The following is a 12,638-nucleotide window of genomic DNA, read 5'->3' as shown; positions in this document are numbered from 1 at the left end:
TGGAAATGAGGGCTTGCAAACCGACGGCGGCCATTTCTTTTGTTGGCGCGAATGAGAGATCCTAGCTGAGGCGACCTACTCCTCCGTTGGCTTTTTTTGAAGTAGGCGTTCACTGCCTCCGCAAAGTTGTGCAGCGCGCCTGGTACGGCCTCCGACTGGGCTAGTACGTCCAGTTGGATCAGCCGAAGGCCACTCTAGCCGCGGTAGGGGTCGCTTCCAAGTAGTCGTTATCGGCTCGCTCAGCCAACGGGATGCATTTCGCGTCGCCCTTGGCGATCAGGTTCCGGAGGATGGTTTTGCAGTTCTCAAGGTGAGCCATGCCCGAAATATGCCTCCGAGACAGTCATTCATCCAGTTGTTTTGAGGAACGGCTTGTAGGTTCTGCGACCTAGGAAGGTGGCCGGCGGGGGAGGCTAGGCTCCTTGATGCTATTGCTCTCGATCAGCTCCTTCAGTAGCTTCTTCCTGGCAAGCTGGGAAGTTTCCGGAGGTCTTGGCCATCAAGCCAAAGGAGATCGAAGACGAAGTCGACGAGCCGATCTTGGTCGCCTCGAGCGAGATCGGCCTGCAGTTCTGAGAAGTTCGTGCGGCCCTCATGAATGACGACGACCTCGCCGTCAACGATCGCCTGACCTTCGAGGTCGAAAGCACCGGCGATGACGGAGAATTTGTGGACCCAGTTGTGGCCGTTTCGCGTGTAGGCGCGACGATCATCTCCGTCGATGCGAAGCTGGATGCGTAGCCGTCCTATTTGACTTCGTGAATACACCGGGCGCCCGAAAGGCGCCTTCATCTTGAGGGTCGCGAGCTGGGGCGCAATGAACCCCGGTATCGGAGGAGCCTCCGGCTTTTGTGCCGGTGCCTTGGTACGCTTTGCCACTCACGCAACTCACAAAAAGTCCGCCGTTGGGTTTCGGCCAACCATGGGCAGTCTACTACCTCAATCAATGAGTCACGAACGCAAAATCGCCGCCGGAGTTCCAGCGTGTTCTCAGACACAACCGCAATCGCGTTTTCCGGTTGTATTTCCAAGGTCAACGAGAACGCCAGCCGAACGGCAAGCGAACGCGGTGCGATAAAGTGTCCCGAATTATTTGGCTGTTCACGCAAGGCGACCTTTGACGTATCTCAATTGCAGCACCCGTCTGTTCCACCTTTGCAAGCGGACGTCGCGCCGACGAAGACCAAGGCCCGCTAAGGGCCATTTCGCAATGACGTGCACTCGACGGCGGGCGCTGGCTAGCACAACATCGGCAAATCGGCGTGCGGTCGCCACAGCGATCTCCCGGAGCGGATTCGCCTGACCGCACCGCTATTGTCATCATTCGTTTTGGTGGCCGCCGCGAGCAAGTGTCGCCGCCTGCTGCAAGGCAATGCGACGGACGAGCGGATCGGCATGACGATGTACCAGCTGCCATTCAGAACCGTCATTGCGATAGACTTCGGTGACGCGTAACGACCAGTCCTGATTGGGTAAGCCGCCAACCTCGGCTTGTTGCCGCTCCACCATGACGAGAACGATGAACCTACCCGACGCGTAAGTCTGCGCGACTTCCAGGCTGGTTTCGCCGCTCCTGAAGAACCGAGCTAACTCCGCCAATCGCGGAGGGCTGGCATCGAAGCCGTGGCTGGCTTCGCCACCGAACGGCTGCATCAGCGTGAAGTCCGGCGCGAGACGGGCAAGACTGAACCAGCGATCCATGTCGCCGCGCATGAAGGCCGCGTTCTTCTCGGCGGCGCGTTTGATAAGTTGGGTCACCTCGTCGCCGGCAGCCGCCGGCCCAAGCGCAAGCTCGGCCACCGACAGCGGTACGGCAGCGACTGCCGTGATTGCCGCCCGCCGCGATAGTGTGCTTGGCGCCTCGCTATTTTGTTCAGGCATTTGCGCGTCTTCCTCTCAAGCTATTTAGCATGACCAACCTTGGAGCCTTGTCGTACCTGAAGCCAGTGATATGATTTCAACGATATGCTGAACCATATTTCTCTATCGAGAATTGATCTGAATCTGCTCGTGCTCTTCCAGACTGTCCTGGAGGAGGGTCATGTCGGGCGCGCAGCGGGCCGGCTGAACCTTACGCCATCCGCCGTGAGCCACTCGCTGGGACGGCTGCGACATCTTTTGAATGACCCGCTTTTCTTGCGGACGCCGAAGGGCGTCGTACCGACAGCGCGCGCGCTGGAACTTGGCGAGCCGGTGGCTGACATCCTGGCGCGCGTGGGACGCGTGATCGCGTCGGCTGTCCCCTTCGACGCGGCAACGAGCAGTCGCCGTTTCGTGGTTGGCGCACCGGACGCGATCATGGCGTCGCTGATGCTCCCATTACTGGAGCGCCTCAGCAGGAAGGCCCCCCGCGTCGACATCAGCCTCATCCACCTGATGCCCGTGCGGCACGTCGGCTCCGAGGAGCATCCCTGGCAGGCGAGCCTCCAGAAGCTGGAAAGGCGCGAGATCGACATCGCCATGCTGCCCCTGCGTATGGTGCCGGCCCGCTTCGAGGCGCGGAAGCTCTATGAGGAGGATTTCGTGGTCGCGATGCGCAAGGGCCACGTGTTCGCCCGCACACCGACACTCCCCGCATTCTGCAGCGCTCATCACCTCCTCGTATCGCTCGACGGCAGTCCACACGGCTTTGTCGATGAACTGTTGGCAAAGCGCGGGCTGCAACGCCGCATTGCCCTGACCGTGCCGACGTTCATGATGGCCCTTCCCCACCTTTCAAGCTCCGATCTGATCGCGGCGTTGCCGCGCCGGCTCGTGGAGCGACACGCACCCCGCTTCGCCCTGGCTGCCGTCGAACTTCCTCTCAAGCGCAAGTCCGATCTGATCCAGGCCGTCGCGACCAAGGCCGCAATAATGGATGCCGGCATTGGGTGGCTGATGCAACAAATTGGCGAAGGTGGCTGAGTCACACCTAAAATATCTCGCTGATATCTAAAAGACGCGTCTCTTCGCTCGATCTGCTACCGGATCTGCTCGGTCCACTCTTTGAGCTTCTTGCTCTCGGCAATCATGCGGGCAGCGCGTTCGAGAAGGTCATCTTGCATCGCTGCAACTTCAAGGCAGCAAAAAGCCCGCAGGAGGGGCGGGCCTGAGCTTCTGTCCTGATTACCGGTTGCCTGAGCCAATGGGTTGCTCCGGCGAGCCGGCCCCTGATCCTGTGGTGCCGATTGGCTTGCCGTTCGCTGTGTGGCCCACGCCAACCCCGGGCGCACCCACAGCGCCAGCGCCTGCGGCGCTGTCCGGCGCGGCAGTGTTGGTTCCTTGGGTCGCTGCCTTTTGCTCCGCAGCGACCGTGCCACCCGGCGAAGCCTGCTTGCCCGTCGGTGTGGGGGATTGCGGAGCTTGCGTCGAAGAAGAGCTCTGACCGTTGTTCTGGTTACCGTTTGAAGCCGCTGGTGGGGTGCCTTGCCCGATCGGATTAGAGAAAGGTGCGCTGCCCGGATTGATGGGCGTAGCTGTATTTCCTCCGGTCGTGCCAGCAGTTCCAGCGCTCGACGTTCCTGCTGCGCCCGAGCTTGCCCCGCTGCTTCCAGAAGCGCCGCCGGACGCTGCTCCGCCCCCACCGCCTCCGGCGCCACCTCCGCCTTGTGCCAACACCGGGGAGGTCCCGAGGATCAGAGCGAGGACAAAAATAAATGTGCGGTTCATGACCTTCTCCATGTGAAAAAGTCAACCGCTGGGGAGAAACGTTGGTTCCTAGCCGCCCGCTCCCTCAGGGACTGCTCGATCGCTCGCCCCAAGGGGCCGCTGGCGTCCCGCTCCAAACAGTGGGCATCTCAGTGCCCGCGTCGAACTGTTCGCTTGCTATCTGCTCGATCGTCGCTCGGTGCCTCTTAAACGTGCCGGCTAAGTCGTTTGGATCGGTACCGTCCGCGATCGCGCGATCGCGCAAAGCGGACCAGTCGACCCGGCAGGCGATGCGGTCGTCGCCGTCGAACATCGCGAACAGGATGGCTTCAGGTGCTGCCTGCTCGAACTCGCCGGAGGGGTCGGGTGAAAGGGGCAACTTGGAACTCGCGCTCACGATGTCATGCTGATTTCGATCGACGCCGAGACGGTCAGGACGCGAGCAATCTGCGTCCTCACGATGACCGACATCGGCCCCATCTCTGCGCGGATTTCGCTTTTGGTCCGAATGGCTTCAGCGAGGGCTCTCAGGGCAGCGCCGCGGGCGGCGGCCAGGTTTGGTAGATCCTCGCCGGCATCATCAATGGTGAGACCGAGGTCGTCGTGAAGATCGAAAAAGTAGCGCGGCATGCCCATCAAAACGCTGAAAGATGCCGCTCGTTCCTTCGCAGGACCTAACCCAGCGAGGCGCTGCCGAGATAGTAGTCGATCAACCAAAAAGTCCCGTAGAAGCTGACACCGAGCAGAAGCAGAAGGCCGATACCCATCAACAACTAGTCTCGTTTTGAGAAAAGAACGGCTTGTTGAGGAAGAACTCACAGTAGCCCGGCGCGGCCCTCGGCCTATTGATCGATCGCGACCTGGATGGCGAGGACGTGGTCGTGACATCAGCCCTCCTTTTACGGGCCTTCGGACATGTCCGGTCGGGTTTCTCTCATTCCGAAAAAACTGCGGGTGATGGTCGAAGCCCTTGGGTGATTACGGGCGGTCTGTCACAAAACCTGCTGGTGGTCGACGACATCCGCATAAGGACTGATGCGGCAAGCCTCGCGTTCGGCGCCGCGATCGAGCTGGGCGAAATTACCAGCGTCGGAGGTAACTTCTATCTGAGAGCGGCGCTGCGAAAGATGGAGACGGTCACAATCAACATAGGTAGCGGCAGGCTAGAGGATCCGCCTCCCCTCGGCCCAATTTTCCACTACACCCGGTGGAGTGCAGGCGTCGTCAGAGACAAGCCGCTCATTGAGTTTCCATTTGCCAAAGGGCCATGAGATGACCGACAAGTTGACGGCTGAGCAATATGCGGCAAGCGCCCAGCAACTCGGTGAGATATCGATGAGGCAGTCAGTCGTCACTATGATGAGCAAAGACGCGAACTCGCCACCCAGGGGCGATGCACGCTCTTGCGGGATGCTGCCGGCAGATAATCATGGAACGGCCCGAGAACGGTCCTGACCTGGGTGCGATCCTGATCAGCGCGCAGTTCAGGGAAATCCTTGCCAACGCAGGCATGGTCATCATGCCTCCTTCACGCGATCCTGCAGTTCGGGAAACGTTGAACCCGCATCTTGTGCTTTAGCTTGACGGATTGTTTCCCATTCCGAGCGATCTGTCTAGACTAGCCGCAACTCTCGTGACATCCGATAAAACGCGCAAACAGGGGTCCTATTTGTCCCGATCACTGATATGTCGCGCCAGTCTCTGCTAGTGCAAGGACCGCAGTTGCGGATGGGTTATCATCGGCACAGCGGCAGGTTCGGAGGCGGCTTCTGCATATACAATGGTGACGCTTCAGCCTTCGTTCGAATGCAGCTGAATTCATGAGTAGCCTGCCAGTGGATCGGACGAAGCGATACTTCCTCCGGCGGCTCGCCGATGTCACCGTTCAGGCCTCAAGCCCCGAACCGCGTACCGCACCAGCCCCGCCGTCGAGTTCACCTGTAGCTTGCACATCGCGGCCGCGCGCCGTGAGTTCGTGGTGGCCCCCGCCGTCGGCGTCCGATCCGCAATCGAACTCGTTCACACAGCTCTGAGTGCACAAACGATTCGGCTGCAGCCAGCAGCAGCGTGTTCGCATCCGACTTCACTCGGAATGCGCGCGCGCTTGCCTCGAACACCTCGCGATCAAGCCCGAATTATCACGGTGAAGATCAGAATCTCTGTCTGCGAGGTGATCCCTGATCCGCCGGGCCGCCTCGACGCCCGTCATGCGTGGCATCGAGAAGTCAAGAATGGCGACGTGAGGCCAGCTCTCGATCGCAGCAGCGATCGCCTTGGCGCCATCATTGACCTCAGTGACCACCTCCCAATCCGCTCGTTGCCGTAGACACTGGCCGGGCATAACAACCGATGCGTTGGGCACTCAGATTAAGGCTATCTTCGACGAGGCATGTGCAGGAGCATAAGTGAGAGCTAAAAGAGCCTTGAGCCCGACGCCCAACGCCAAATTCAAGCCGAATACCCCTTCGACCGACAACGGTTGCAGCGAGATCGTGCGGTTGGATCCTCCTACGAGTACATTCGCGCCCATTCCTATGCCAAGGGACGCGTTCCCGCCGACGCCTACGAACGCTCCTCGCAATGTGCCAGGACCGATATGGCTCGTCGGCGCAAGGACGCTCCAAAATAGCCTTCCCCCTCCCGTGATGCCGACATCCACACCCAGGCGAGTAATCCTGCCCAGATAGCGATAGAGCTGTCCTGTATTTGAGCGGAAGACGCAATTCATCCGCTGTCGCGAGCTAATCAATAATCCAACTCTCGGCCCGGTCTCGCAAGTGAGTCCGCCCACTCGAACCGGTTGCCTTTGCGCATGCGCGGGTGCGGCGAGTAAAAACGTGCAAATCCCCACGGCAAGAAGGCCCTTTAGCATCGCCCCCTCCAATTCGTCGATCACGGCGGCTCTATAGTTGCCGCGCGGGCCTCTGCTGCACGGTGTCACAGCGGATCAGAGCAACAAATGTCGAGATATAGCGTCTGCTGGCTCATTCCATCCGGCAAAACCCTGAGTAAAGTCATGGGTGTTCACAGTTATTGATGCGCGCAACGGCGTGCTCGCAGCCAAGACCGCACTCGACGAGCTTGAGTACGATGAACGCGCCGAGCTGGTTGACGTAGACAACGTCTAACCAACGCAAGACATCTATGCTGCCCGATGTCGGCGGATTTCGAGCGATCATCGTTGTGACACCGACCGGCGTCGGCTGGGTTGACCCGGCAGCGATCGACCATGGCACAGATTTGGCACGCCAGCGGTATATAGCGAGCGTCGCGGGCAGACGATGCCCGAAACGACCGAGGAATGGTTCAAGCGCGCCACGCTCAGATCGCCGCGGGACAAGCCGCAATGAGCGATGACGACAAGGTCTCGCGCATGCCGATCAGGTTTAAGGCGCCGCCCGAGAGGGTGACGAGGCGCCGTTCCTCAAGGTGATCGATCGATAGGGCGACCCGAGGGGGGCGCGCCAGCAGAACTGGCCTCGCAGCTCATGGTCTACGTTCTCTTTCACTATGACCCCTGTTTTGGGATCAGCGGGGAAATCCATCTTTTGTCCGTTCTTGATGCCCCCACCTCTACACGCTCCGGAGTTCGGCGCAGGCGTCAAGTACGCCGTCGAGAAGGCCAGGTTCGAATTGCACGAGAGCGGAACCTACGCACGGTTGTTGCGGGGCGAAGGTGGTTACTGATGATGCGTTCGCTTGTGACGTACAGCGGGCTTTCCGCCTTTCCCGGCGTAGTAAGGATTGACCACGCATGACGCCGCGCGGCCTGATGCAGAGGCCTGACACTGGGCCATGTTGGTGTACGCGCACTCGAAGTAGTAATCCATGAAGCCGCCCGTAAAGACTTGGAGGCAAACCGGATAGGCGGGGTCGTAGGTTTGCGCATGCAGGGATGTGGCGGCGCAGAGTGCGCCGCTCACGAGAATTGCAAGGACTGGGACACGCATCAGAACACTCCTCCCTCAATCAGAGCGAGCAAGTTAATTGGACACCTGCTGCTCCGCTAGTAGGAACAACGGGCGGGTCGCGGCGGGAGATTGTCCCTTTGGGTCCGCTCGCGGGGCTGGCCTAGGAACGCCCGGACCAAAGCAGCGTTGGCCGGGCATGCGCTTCTATTTCGATTATCAAGACTTCGCCGGGACAATCCGCGACGACGACGGTGAGGAGCTTTCTGACCTCGCGGCCGCCCGTGATGCTGCGATGAGATACCTAGCCGAGGGAATACGGGACCACAGTCCCTGGGGACTGACTGACAAACTTTCCGTCGAGGTACGGTCGAAAGAGGCGCTGATCATGACAGTGTCCGCGACGATTGAAGTGGTCGCAGCACCGTCCGACGGTAAGAGCGGCACTCTCTCCTAAGTGAGAGCGTAGCGCTAAGAGGAGCTGCCATGGCCCATCATTTGCCTATCGCGCTGGCGGCAGTCATTCTGGCTGCGAGTACCATCGGAGCGGCCGCGCAGGATAATGCGGCGCCGGGGCCGAGCGATACTCAGCACAATGTATCGGGGGCGGCCCTACACCTGTCGCCCGAGCAGGAAAAGGCGGTGTGGCAACACGTTAACGCCTATCCAATTGATCCTCCGCGATCGCAATTGACGGTGCCTGTCGGCGAGGCTTTGCCTAACCACCTTCCTCTGATGCCGATACCCGATGAAGTGGCCGCAGAAGTTTCATCACTGAAGGGATACGACTACACGATCATGCACGACAGACTTTTGATCGTGAATAGGATGGACAAGACCGTGGTTTACGTGATCGATGGGACATTGCGACGCAATAACTAGCTCGGATTGCCTCTTGCGCAGAGTCGGTCTCCAATGTTCAACCCGGCTCGGGGCCGTCCTCCGGGAATGCATCGCGCGGAGCTTCCGCCGATCTCGACGCACCTGTCACGATCCCGCTTGGATTAAGGGTTGGGGAGCAAAGTATCATGCGTATCTCGCCCTCGATCGTGCCCGGTTCCGATCGGGACATCTATCCCGTGCTCGATGACTTCGGCGAATACCTGGGGCCAATCCTGGCGCGAGACGGATGCAGAGCACATTGACCGCGAGGCGCTCCTGCCCCCTCACCTCTGCGGCAAACGGATTTCAGTTAACGTTCCTCCAGCGAGGCTTCTTGTCGAAGACTTCACTTCCGCTCGCTTCTGTTGTAAATTCTCCCATCCCACACCACAACGGGAATTCCAGAGGGGAGAAAACGGGAATGCCGCTGTTCGAGGTCAGCATCTGCTTCTGCACTCCTGGCAAAACTTGGCACGAAGATACGTCGAGGGACATCACCGCCGTCATTGATGCGCGCAACGGCGTGCTCGCAGCCAAGACCGCACTGGACGAGCTTGAGTACGATGAACGCGCCGATCTGGTTCATTTCATTCATGTCGGGCATCCGAGGCTGCCTCCCGACCAGCGACGATGACGCCCTTCGGATTGCTAGTCTTGCGTCATCGGTGGCTTGTTCGCCGCAAACTGGCGAGCGCCGATAGTTGACGCGAGCGTCGGCCGCCGCCGCGCAGTCCCACCGCTCGTCCTTCGCTTGCACCTGCTTCTCGATCGGCTCGATCCGGGGACCTGATGGACGCCGCCTGTCCGCGTGCTCGCACTCTACGACCTCAAGGGCCCCCTCGCGCCAGCAACCAGCTCGGTGCCATCGTGATCGTTCGCCAAGCCGGAGTTCTGCTGAATCATTCCATAATTTCAGGCAAAGCGAGCAGGTGTAATAGGCGCAACTGTATTCTATCGCGTGTTCGCTAGGGTCGATCTTCTGGGCTTTTGGCCGGATCCTAGGAATTCAATCAAAGCTCCAGGCGCGAGTCCCCTACGGACAATGGGCGGACGTTTAATGATGCCGCCGCGCCCTTAGCTTGGATAAAGACGTACGTTCGAACCTCTCCTCTCTAATGGACGGCTACCGGGTAGGCGCCACCGGATCGGTCCCGGGAAGTTGTTGGCGACACTTAAAGTGCGCTCCTCGTCTGTCTCGAGAGCTATCTTTTGAGCGAGCATGACGTCGCCCTCTACCAAGCCGCCCAGCGGCACGAAACACCAGCCCGCGCCGAGCCGCCCGTCCTCGTCGATCTCGTTGACGTTCCCGGAGGTTCCCCGCCGGATGCGGTAACGCTTCCCGCTGTCGCATCCTACCACATCGAAGTATCCCTTGCTATCGAACTCCGCCCTTTGCGCGGGTGAAAGCCAACAACGCAGCAGCCGCAGCGCACGAGCTTGAATCGTTTTCTCGGCCTTAGCTGCTTGATAAAGCTTGCCAACCGCGAGGCCTCGAAAAGTCCACGGGCCGATGCGATCAACATTTCTTTTCACTTGGTCATCACCCGCCCACGAGCCGCGGGAAGAATAATGTCTCTTCGGCTGTCGGATCGAACGCCGTTATCCTAATTACCTCACCCGGGCCATTCCGCACTGCCGCAGTATATCCTTTCAGAGTAAATTGCAGAAAGCGCCTCTCCGCCTCTGCCAATGCTTCTGTATTGCAGTTGTCGAAGAAGTGCCTGCTATCGCCGCTGTGGTCCATCACGATTTGCATTGCCATGCTGAGGCTCCCGATTGTCATCAAAGAGGAATGTGGAAGCCAAGCCCTCGTTCCTAAATTCGCGACTGCGGCTGTGAGGCGTACCATGCTGCTACTCGACATCGCGTGCCTTTGACGATCATACGGCGATGTCTGCGCCGACACGTATGGACCCACACGCAACCGCTTGACCAAGAGCTGGCGTTATTCGCTGAAGGCTCTCTAGGGCTAGCGGCTTGCTTCTGCACCATTCCGGCGGAATCAATCGGCCAGGGACACGAAATCGCGCGAATACCTGTTCGGGGGACAACAGTCCGTGTTCTTCCGAACGCGCCCGCGACGCCCGCAAGAACACGGAAATCCTCGCCTGTCTGGGCTGGAATGCCCGCATGCTCGGGTTTCGAGCGCCCTGAAACAGGCAAAGGCCGCGGCGGGAGGCCCTCAGTCCTCTCGTCCTGACAGGGCACTGGCGCGCTCAGATGGCGAGGGCCAGGGCGGCAGCGGCGGCAGGCCAAGGACTTCGCGCACAGGACCGAAGGAACGTCTATGGGCGTCGCAGGCCCCCAGCTCAGCCAGGGCCGCGTAGTGCGCGCGCACCGGGTAGCCCTTGTGATCGGCGAAGCCGTACCCGGGGTGACGCCTGTCGAGCGTTCGCATCAGCGCGTCGCGCGAGACCTTGGCGAGAATGGAGGCTGCCGCGATGCTCGCGGATTTGGCGTCGCCCTTGATAATCGCCTGCTGCGGGATGTCTTTCAGCCGTTTCGCGTCGATCAGGAGATGCTGCGGCGTTACTCCCAGGCCCTCGACCGCCCGCCGCATCGCAAGAATGCCGGCCCAGTAGATGTTGATGGTGTCGATCTCCTCGACCTCGACGAACGCGACAGACCAGGAGACCGCCTTTTCCTTGATTTCGATCGCCAATTCTTCGCGCGCGTTTGCATCGAGCTTTTTTGAATCATCGATACCGGTGATGCGCGTGCCGGGCTTCAATATGACCGCGGCGGCCGCGACCGGTCCCGCCAGCGGGCTCATCCCGGCTTCATCGACGCCAGCGATGGCTTCCTGCCCTTCGTTCCAGAGAAGAGTTTCGAAGCGCAGCATCTTCCGAAGCCGCTGTCCTTCGGACCGGTTTTCGAAGCGCCGCTTTTCGATGGCGGCAAGGATCGAGCGCACTCCCGCCCGCATGTCGGCGCGCAGGATTTCTTCGAGGCTCGCCTCAAGCGGCCTGCCCTCGATAACATAGCGCTGGCGAAGTTCTTCGAGAGAATAGCGGGTCACGGCGACCTCGATAGCAGAGAGGTGGACGTGTCGCCAGGCTTTATGGCGAATGTCTGAACACCGGGTTCCGCTTGTCCGCATCGCCCCAGACTGACGATCTACCGAGGTCTCTTTGCAAAACGATCGCTATCCGTCGCCTCCGGCTTCCCCTTCTCGCGCGCCCTCAGATCCCTCGCGATCTCATCGACCGACGTCTCGCGGGCGAGTTCGTCCGGCGCGCAATCGTCGTCATCGTCGCAGTCGAGGCGCTTCGCGATGCGCTGCAATATGCGGAGCGATCTCGTCGCCTCGCGTTCCGCAAGCAGATTGATCTGGAGTTCGAGATGGTCGCGGCGCTCAAGGCTGCGGTCGATGGTGCCCTGCCGGATCAGCACGCATGAGGTCAGGACGACGGCTTCGAGCGCTAGGATCAATGCAAGAAGCGGAAACGGGTATTCGTCGATGGCGCGATGCGGGAGCCAGACGTTGAACGCCATCCAGGCGGCGACAATCGCGAATTGCAGCACGATGAACCGGGTCGTGCCGACAAACCAGCCGATCCAGTGGAATAGCCGGTGGTAAGCGGCGAGGTCCTGCTCTTCCTCTTTTTCGAGGCGCAGTATGGCGTCGATATTTTCGGCTGGGCTTGCGCTCCTGTCTGCCCCGGCCGGCTTCATCACCCGGCGACCCGGTCTGCCGCGCGCCGCGCCGCTTTGCCTGTTTTGTCGACGGCCGCCTCACCGACTTTTTCCGCGGCCGCTCTCGCCTCGCATTTCGAGCGGATGTCTTCCAGCTCGTCATCCGTCAGGTGTTCGATGCCGACGAGAGAATTCCTGGCCTCGCTGACGCGGATCAGCTCATCAAGCTTGACCTGGATCGCGGCGCTGTCCCGGTTCTGAGAATTCTGAATGAGAAAGACCATCAGGAACGTGACGATGGTCGTCCCCGTATTGATAACGAGCTGCCAGGTATCCGAGAAGCCAAAGATCGGGCCGCTGACGCCCCAGACAATCACAATCCCTGCGGCGAGGATGAAGGTCGACGCCCTCCCGGCCGCAAGCGATGTCTTGTTGGCGAGATCGCCGAAGAACTTCGATACGCCCGAAGGCTCGCCTTTGTCCTTGCCGGTCATATCGCCCTCATCAGCCGCCTGCTCAACCGGCGCCGCGCTACAGAGTTCCAATCCGAAGGAACCTTAGCCTCATTTGCTCATTGCCCCGGCA

Annotated in this window: 19 protein-coding genes; 6 read left to right on the top strand and 13 right to left on the bottom strand. The window is 60.1% G+C overall.

Annotation, left to right across the window (positions count from 1 at the left end; genetic code table 11):
* Window positions 1-450: 450 nt before the first annotated feature.
* Window positions 451-792 (bottom strand): ATP-dependent DNA ligase, encoded by a 342-nt coding sequence (locus tag WN72_RS05165; protein ID WP_244553965.1) that lies wholly within the window; start codon window positions 790-792, stop codon window positions 451-453.
* A gap of 528 nt (window positions 793-1,320) precedes the next feature.
* On the bottom strand, window positions 1,321-1,881 hold the full coding sequence (locus WN72_RS05160) for a nuclear transport factor 2 family protein (protein WP_092219606.1): 561 nt from the start codon (window positions 1,879-1,881) through the stop codon (window positions 1,321-1,323).
* An 84-nt stretch (window positions 1,882-1,965) separates the two neighbouring features.
* Here WN72_RS05160 and WN72_RS05155 point away from each other — a divergent pair, with 84 nt between their 5' ends.
* Window positions 1,966-2,904: a LysR family transcriptional regulator gene (locus tag WN72_RS05155; RefSeq protein ID WP_092219604.1), complete on the top strand. Its 939-nt coding sequence runs from the start codon at window positions 1,966-1,968 to the stop codon at window positions 2,902-2,904.
* A gap of 56 nt (window positions 2,905-2,960) precedes the next feature.
* Here WN72_RS05155 and WN72_RS05150 read toward each other — a convergent pair whose 3' ends face one another.
* The 3 genes from WN72_RS05150 to WN72_RS05140 all read right to left on the bottom strand — a co-directional run bounded on the left by WN72_RS05150 (window position 2,961) and on the right by WN72_RS05140 (window position 4,263).
* On the bottom strand, window positions 2,961-3,125 hold the full coding sequence (locus WN72_RS05150) for a hypothetical protein (protein WP_167381129.1): 165 nt from the start codon (window positions 3,123-3,125) through the stop codon (window positions 2,961-2,963).
* A 587-nt stretch (window positions 3,126-3,712) separates the two neighbouring features.
* Window positions 3,713-4,024 carry a DUF1488 family protein gene (locus WN72_RS05145; protein ID WP_092219602.1) on the bottom strand — a complete coding sequence of 104 codons (312 nt, stop codon included), beginning with the start codon at window positions 4,022-4,024 and terminating at the stop codon, window positions 3,713-3,715.
* The gene (locus WN72_RS05140) at window positions 4,021-4,263 is read right to left on the bottom strand and encodes a DUF6894 family protein (RefSeq protein ID WP_092219600.1); all 243 of its coding nucleotides are present in this window, start codon (window positions 4,261-4,263) and stop codon (window positions 4,021-4,023) included. Before WN72_RS05140 ends, WN72_RS05145 begins: the two co-directional genes overlap by 4 nt.
* 209 nt (window positions 4,264-4,472) lie before the next feature.
* Here WN72_RS05140 and WN72_RS05135 point away from each other — a divergent pair, with 209 nt between their 5' ends.
* Complete coding sequence (locus WN72_RS05135; RefSeq protein ID WP_143130814.1) at window positions 4,473-4,898, top strand: hypothetical protein; 426 nt, start codon at window positions 4,473-4,475, stop codon at window positions 4,896-4,898.
* Between the two features lie 158 nt (window positions 4,899-5,056).
* Window positions 5,057-5,206, top strand: coding sequence for a hypothetical protein (locus tag WN72_RS05130; RefSeq protein WP_167381128.1), 150 nt, complete (start codon window positions 5,057-5,059; stop codon window positions 5,204-5,206).
* Between the two features lie 504 nt (window positions 5,207-5,710).
* Here the strand turns inward: WN72_RS05130 and WN72_RS46605 are convergent.
* The 3 genes from WN72_RS46605 to WN72_RS05115 all read right to left on the bottom strand — a co-directional run bounded on the left by WN72_RS46605 (window position 5,711) and on the right by WN72_RS05115 (window position 7,577).
* Entirely contained in the window at window positions 5,711-5,968 is a 258-nt protein-coding gene (locus tag WN72_RS46605) for a response regulator transcription factor (RefSeq protein WP_244553964.1), read from the bottom strand.
* Window positions 5,969-5,989: 21 nt separating this feature from the next.
* A complete protein-coding gene (locus tag WN72_RS05120; protein ID WP_244553963.1) occupies window positions 5,990-6,523 on the bottom strand; it encodes a DUF992 domain-containing protein in 534 nt (177 codons plus the stop codon).
* A 784-nt stretch (window positions 6,524-7,307) separates the two neighbouring features.
* Window positions 7,308-7,577, bottom strand: a complete 270-nt coding sequence (locus WN72_RS05115) for a DUF3551 domain-containing protein (protein WP_084334552.1) — start codon at window positions 7,575-7,577, stop codon at window positions 7,308-7,310.
* A 157-nt stretch (window positions 7,578-7,734) separates the two neighbouring features.
* Between WN72_RS05115 and WN72_RS05110 the strand changes: the two genes are divergently transcribed.
* The 3 genes from WN72_RS05110 to WN72_RS05100 all read left to right on the top strand — a co-directional run bounded on the left by WN72_RS05110 (window position 7,735) and on the right by WN72_RS05100 (window position 9,051).
* Complete coding sequence (locus WN72_RS05110) at window positions 7,735-7,992, top strand: DUF6894 family protein (protein WP_092219594.1); 258 nt, start codon at window positions 7,735-7,737, stop codon at window positions 7,990-7,992.
* A gap of 29 nt (window positions 7,993-8,021) precedes the next feature.
* Window positions 8,022-8,417, top strand: a complete 396-nt coding sequence (locus WN72_RS05105) for a DUF1236 domain-containing protein (protein WP_092219592.1) — start codon at window positions 8,022-8,024, stop codon at window positions 8,415-8,417.
* Between the two features lie 421 nt (window positions 8,418-8,838).
* Window positions 8,839-9,051: a hypothetical protein gene (locus WN72_RS05100; protein WP_092219590.1), complete on the top strand. Its 213-nt coding sequence runs from the start codon at window positions 8,839-8,841 to the stop codon at window positions 9,049-9,051.
* A gap of 440 nt (window positions 9,052-9,491) precedes the next feature.
* On the opposite strand, the gene WN72_RS05095 is transcribed toward WN72_RS05100, so the two are convergent.
* The 5 genes from WN72_RS05095 to WN72_RS05075 all read right to left on the bottom strand — a co-directional run bounded on the left by WN72_RS05095 (window position 9,492) and on the right by WN72_RS05075 (window position 12,547).
* Window positions 9,492-9,950: a hypothetical protein gene (locus WN72_RS05095; protein ID WP_092219588.1), complete on the bottom strand. Its 459-nt coding sequence runs from the start codon at window positions 9,948-9,950 to the stop codon at window positions 9,492-9,494.
* Between the two features lie 7 nt (window positions 9,951-9,957).
* Window positions 9,958-10,179, bottom strand: a complete 222-nt coding sequence (locus WN72_RS05090) for a hypothetical protein (protein ID WP_092219650.1) — start codon at window positions 10,177-10,179, stop codon at window positions 9,958-9,960.
* 420 nt (window positions 10,180-10,599) lie between these two features.
* Window positions 10,600-11,436: a ribonuclease HII gene (gene rnhB / locus WN72_RS05085; protein ID WP_194482983.1), complete on the bottom strand. Its 837-nt coding sequence runs from the start codon at window positions 11,434-11,436 to the stop codon at window positions 10,600-10,602.
* Between the two features lie 98 nt (window positions 11,437-11,534).
* The gene (locus WN72_RS05080) at window positions 11,535-12,092 is read right to left on the bottom strand and encodes a DUF1003 domain-containing protein (protein ID WP_092219584.1); all 558 of its coding nucleotides are present in this window, start codon (window positions 12,090-12,092) and stop codon (window positions 11,535-11,537) included.
* Window positions 12,092-12,547, bottom strand: coding sequence for a low affinity iron permease family protein (locus tag WN72_RS05075; protein ID WP_092219582.1), 456 nt, complete (start codon window positions 12,545-12,547; stop codon window positions 12,092-12,094). Before WN72_RS05075 ends, WN72_RS05080 begins: the two co-directional genes overlap by 1 nt.
* Between the last annotated feature and the right edge of the window lie 91 nt (window positions 12,548-12,638).

Source organism: Bradyrhizobium arachidis, assembly GCF_015291705.1.
GTDB lineage: Bacteria > Pseudomonadota > Alphaproteobacteria > Rhizobiales > Xanthobacteraceae > Bradyrhizobium > Bradyrhizobium arachidis.
This window is presented reverse-complemented; position numbering and strand designations above follow the sequence as displayed.

Coding starts and splice junctions, on each gene's coding strand:
- WN72_RS05110 (WP_092219594.1), top strand. CDS start 7,735: ATGCGCTTCTATTTCGATTATCAAGACTTCGCCGGGACAATCCGCGAC.
- WN72_RS05115 (WP_084334552.1), bottom strand. CDS start 7,577: ATGCGTGTCCCAGTCCTTGCAATTCTCGTGAGCGGCGCACTCTGCGCC.
- WN72_RS05130 (WP_167381128.1), top strand. CDS start 5,057: ATGGAACGGCCCGAGAACGGTCCTGACCTGGGTGCGATCCTGATCAGC.
- WN72_RS05155 (WP_092219604.1), top strand. CDS start 1,966: ATGCTGAACCATATTTCTCTATCGAGAATTGATCTGAATCTGCTCGTG.
- WN72_RS05160 (WP_092219606.1), bottom strand. CDS start 1,881: ATGCCTGAACAAAATAGCGAGGCGCCAAGCACACTATCGCGGCGGGCG.
- WN72_RS05080 (WP_092219584.1), bottom strand. CDS start 12,092: ATGAAGCCGGCCGGGGCAGACAGGAGCGCAAGCCCAGCCGAAAATATC.
- WN72_RS05090 (WP_092219650.1), bottom strand. CDS start 10,179: ATGGCAATGCAAATCGTGATGGACCACAGCGGCGATAGCAGGCACTTC.
- WN72_RS05165 (WP_244553965.1), bottom strand. CDS start 792: ATGAAGGCGCCTTTCGGGCGCCCGGTGTATTCACGAAGTCAAATAGGA.
- WN72_RS05075 (WP_092219582.1), bottom strand. CDS start 12,547: ATGACCGGCAAGGACAAAGGCGAGCCTTCGGGCGTATCGAAGTTCTTC.
- WN72_RS46605 (WP_244553964.1), bottom strand. CDS start 5,968: ATGCCCGGCCAGTGTCTACGGCAACGAGCGGATTGGGAGGTGGTCACT.
- WN72_RS05100 (WP_092219590.1), top strand. CDS start 8,839: ATGCCGCTGTTCGAGGTCAGCATCTGCTTCTGCACTCCTGGCAAAACT.
- WN72_RS05140 (WP_092219600.1), bottom strand. CDS start 4,263: ATGGGCATGCCGCGCTACTTTTTCGATCTTCACGACGACCTCGGTCTC.
- WN72_RS05105 (WP_092219592.1), top strand. CDS start 8,022: ATGGCCCATCATTTGCCTATCGCGCTGGCGGCAGTCATTCTGGCTGCG.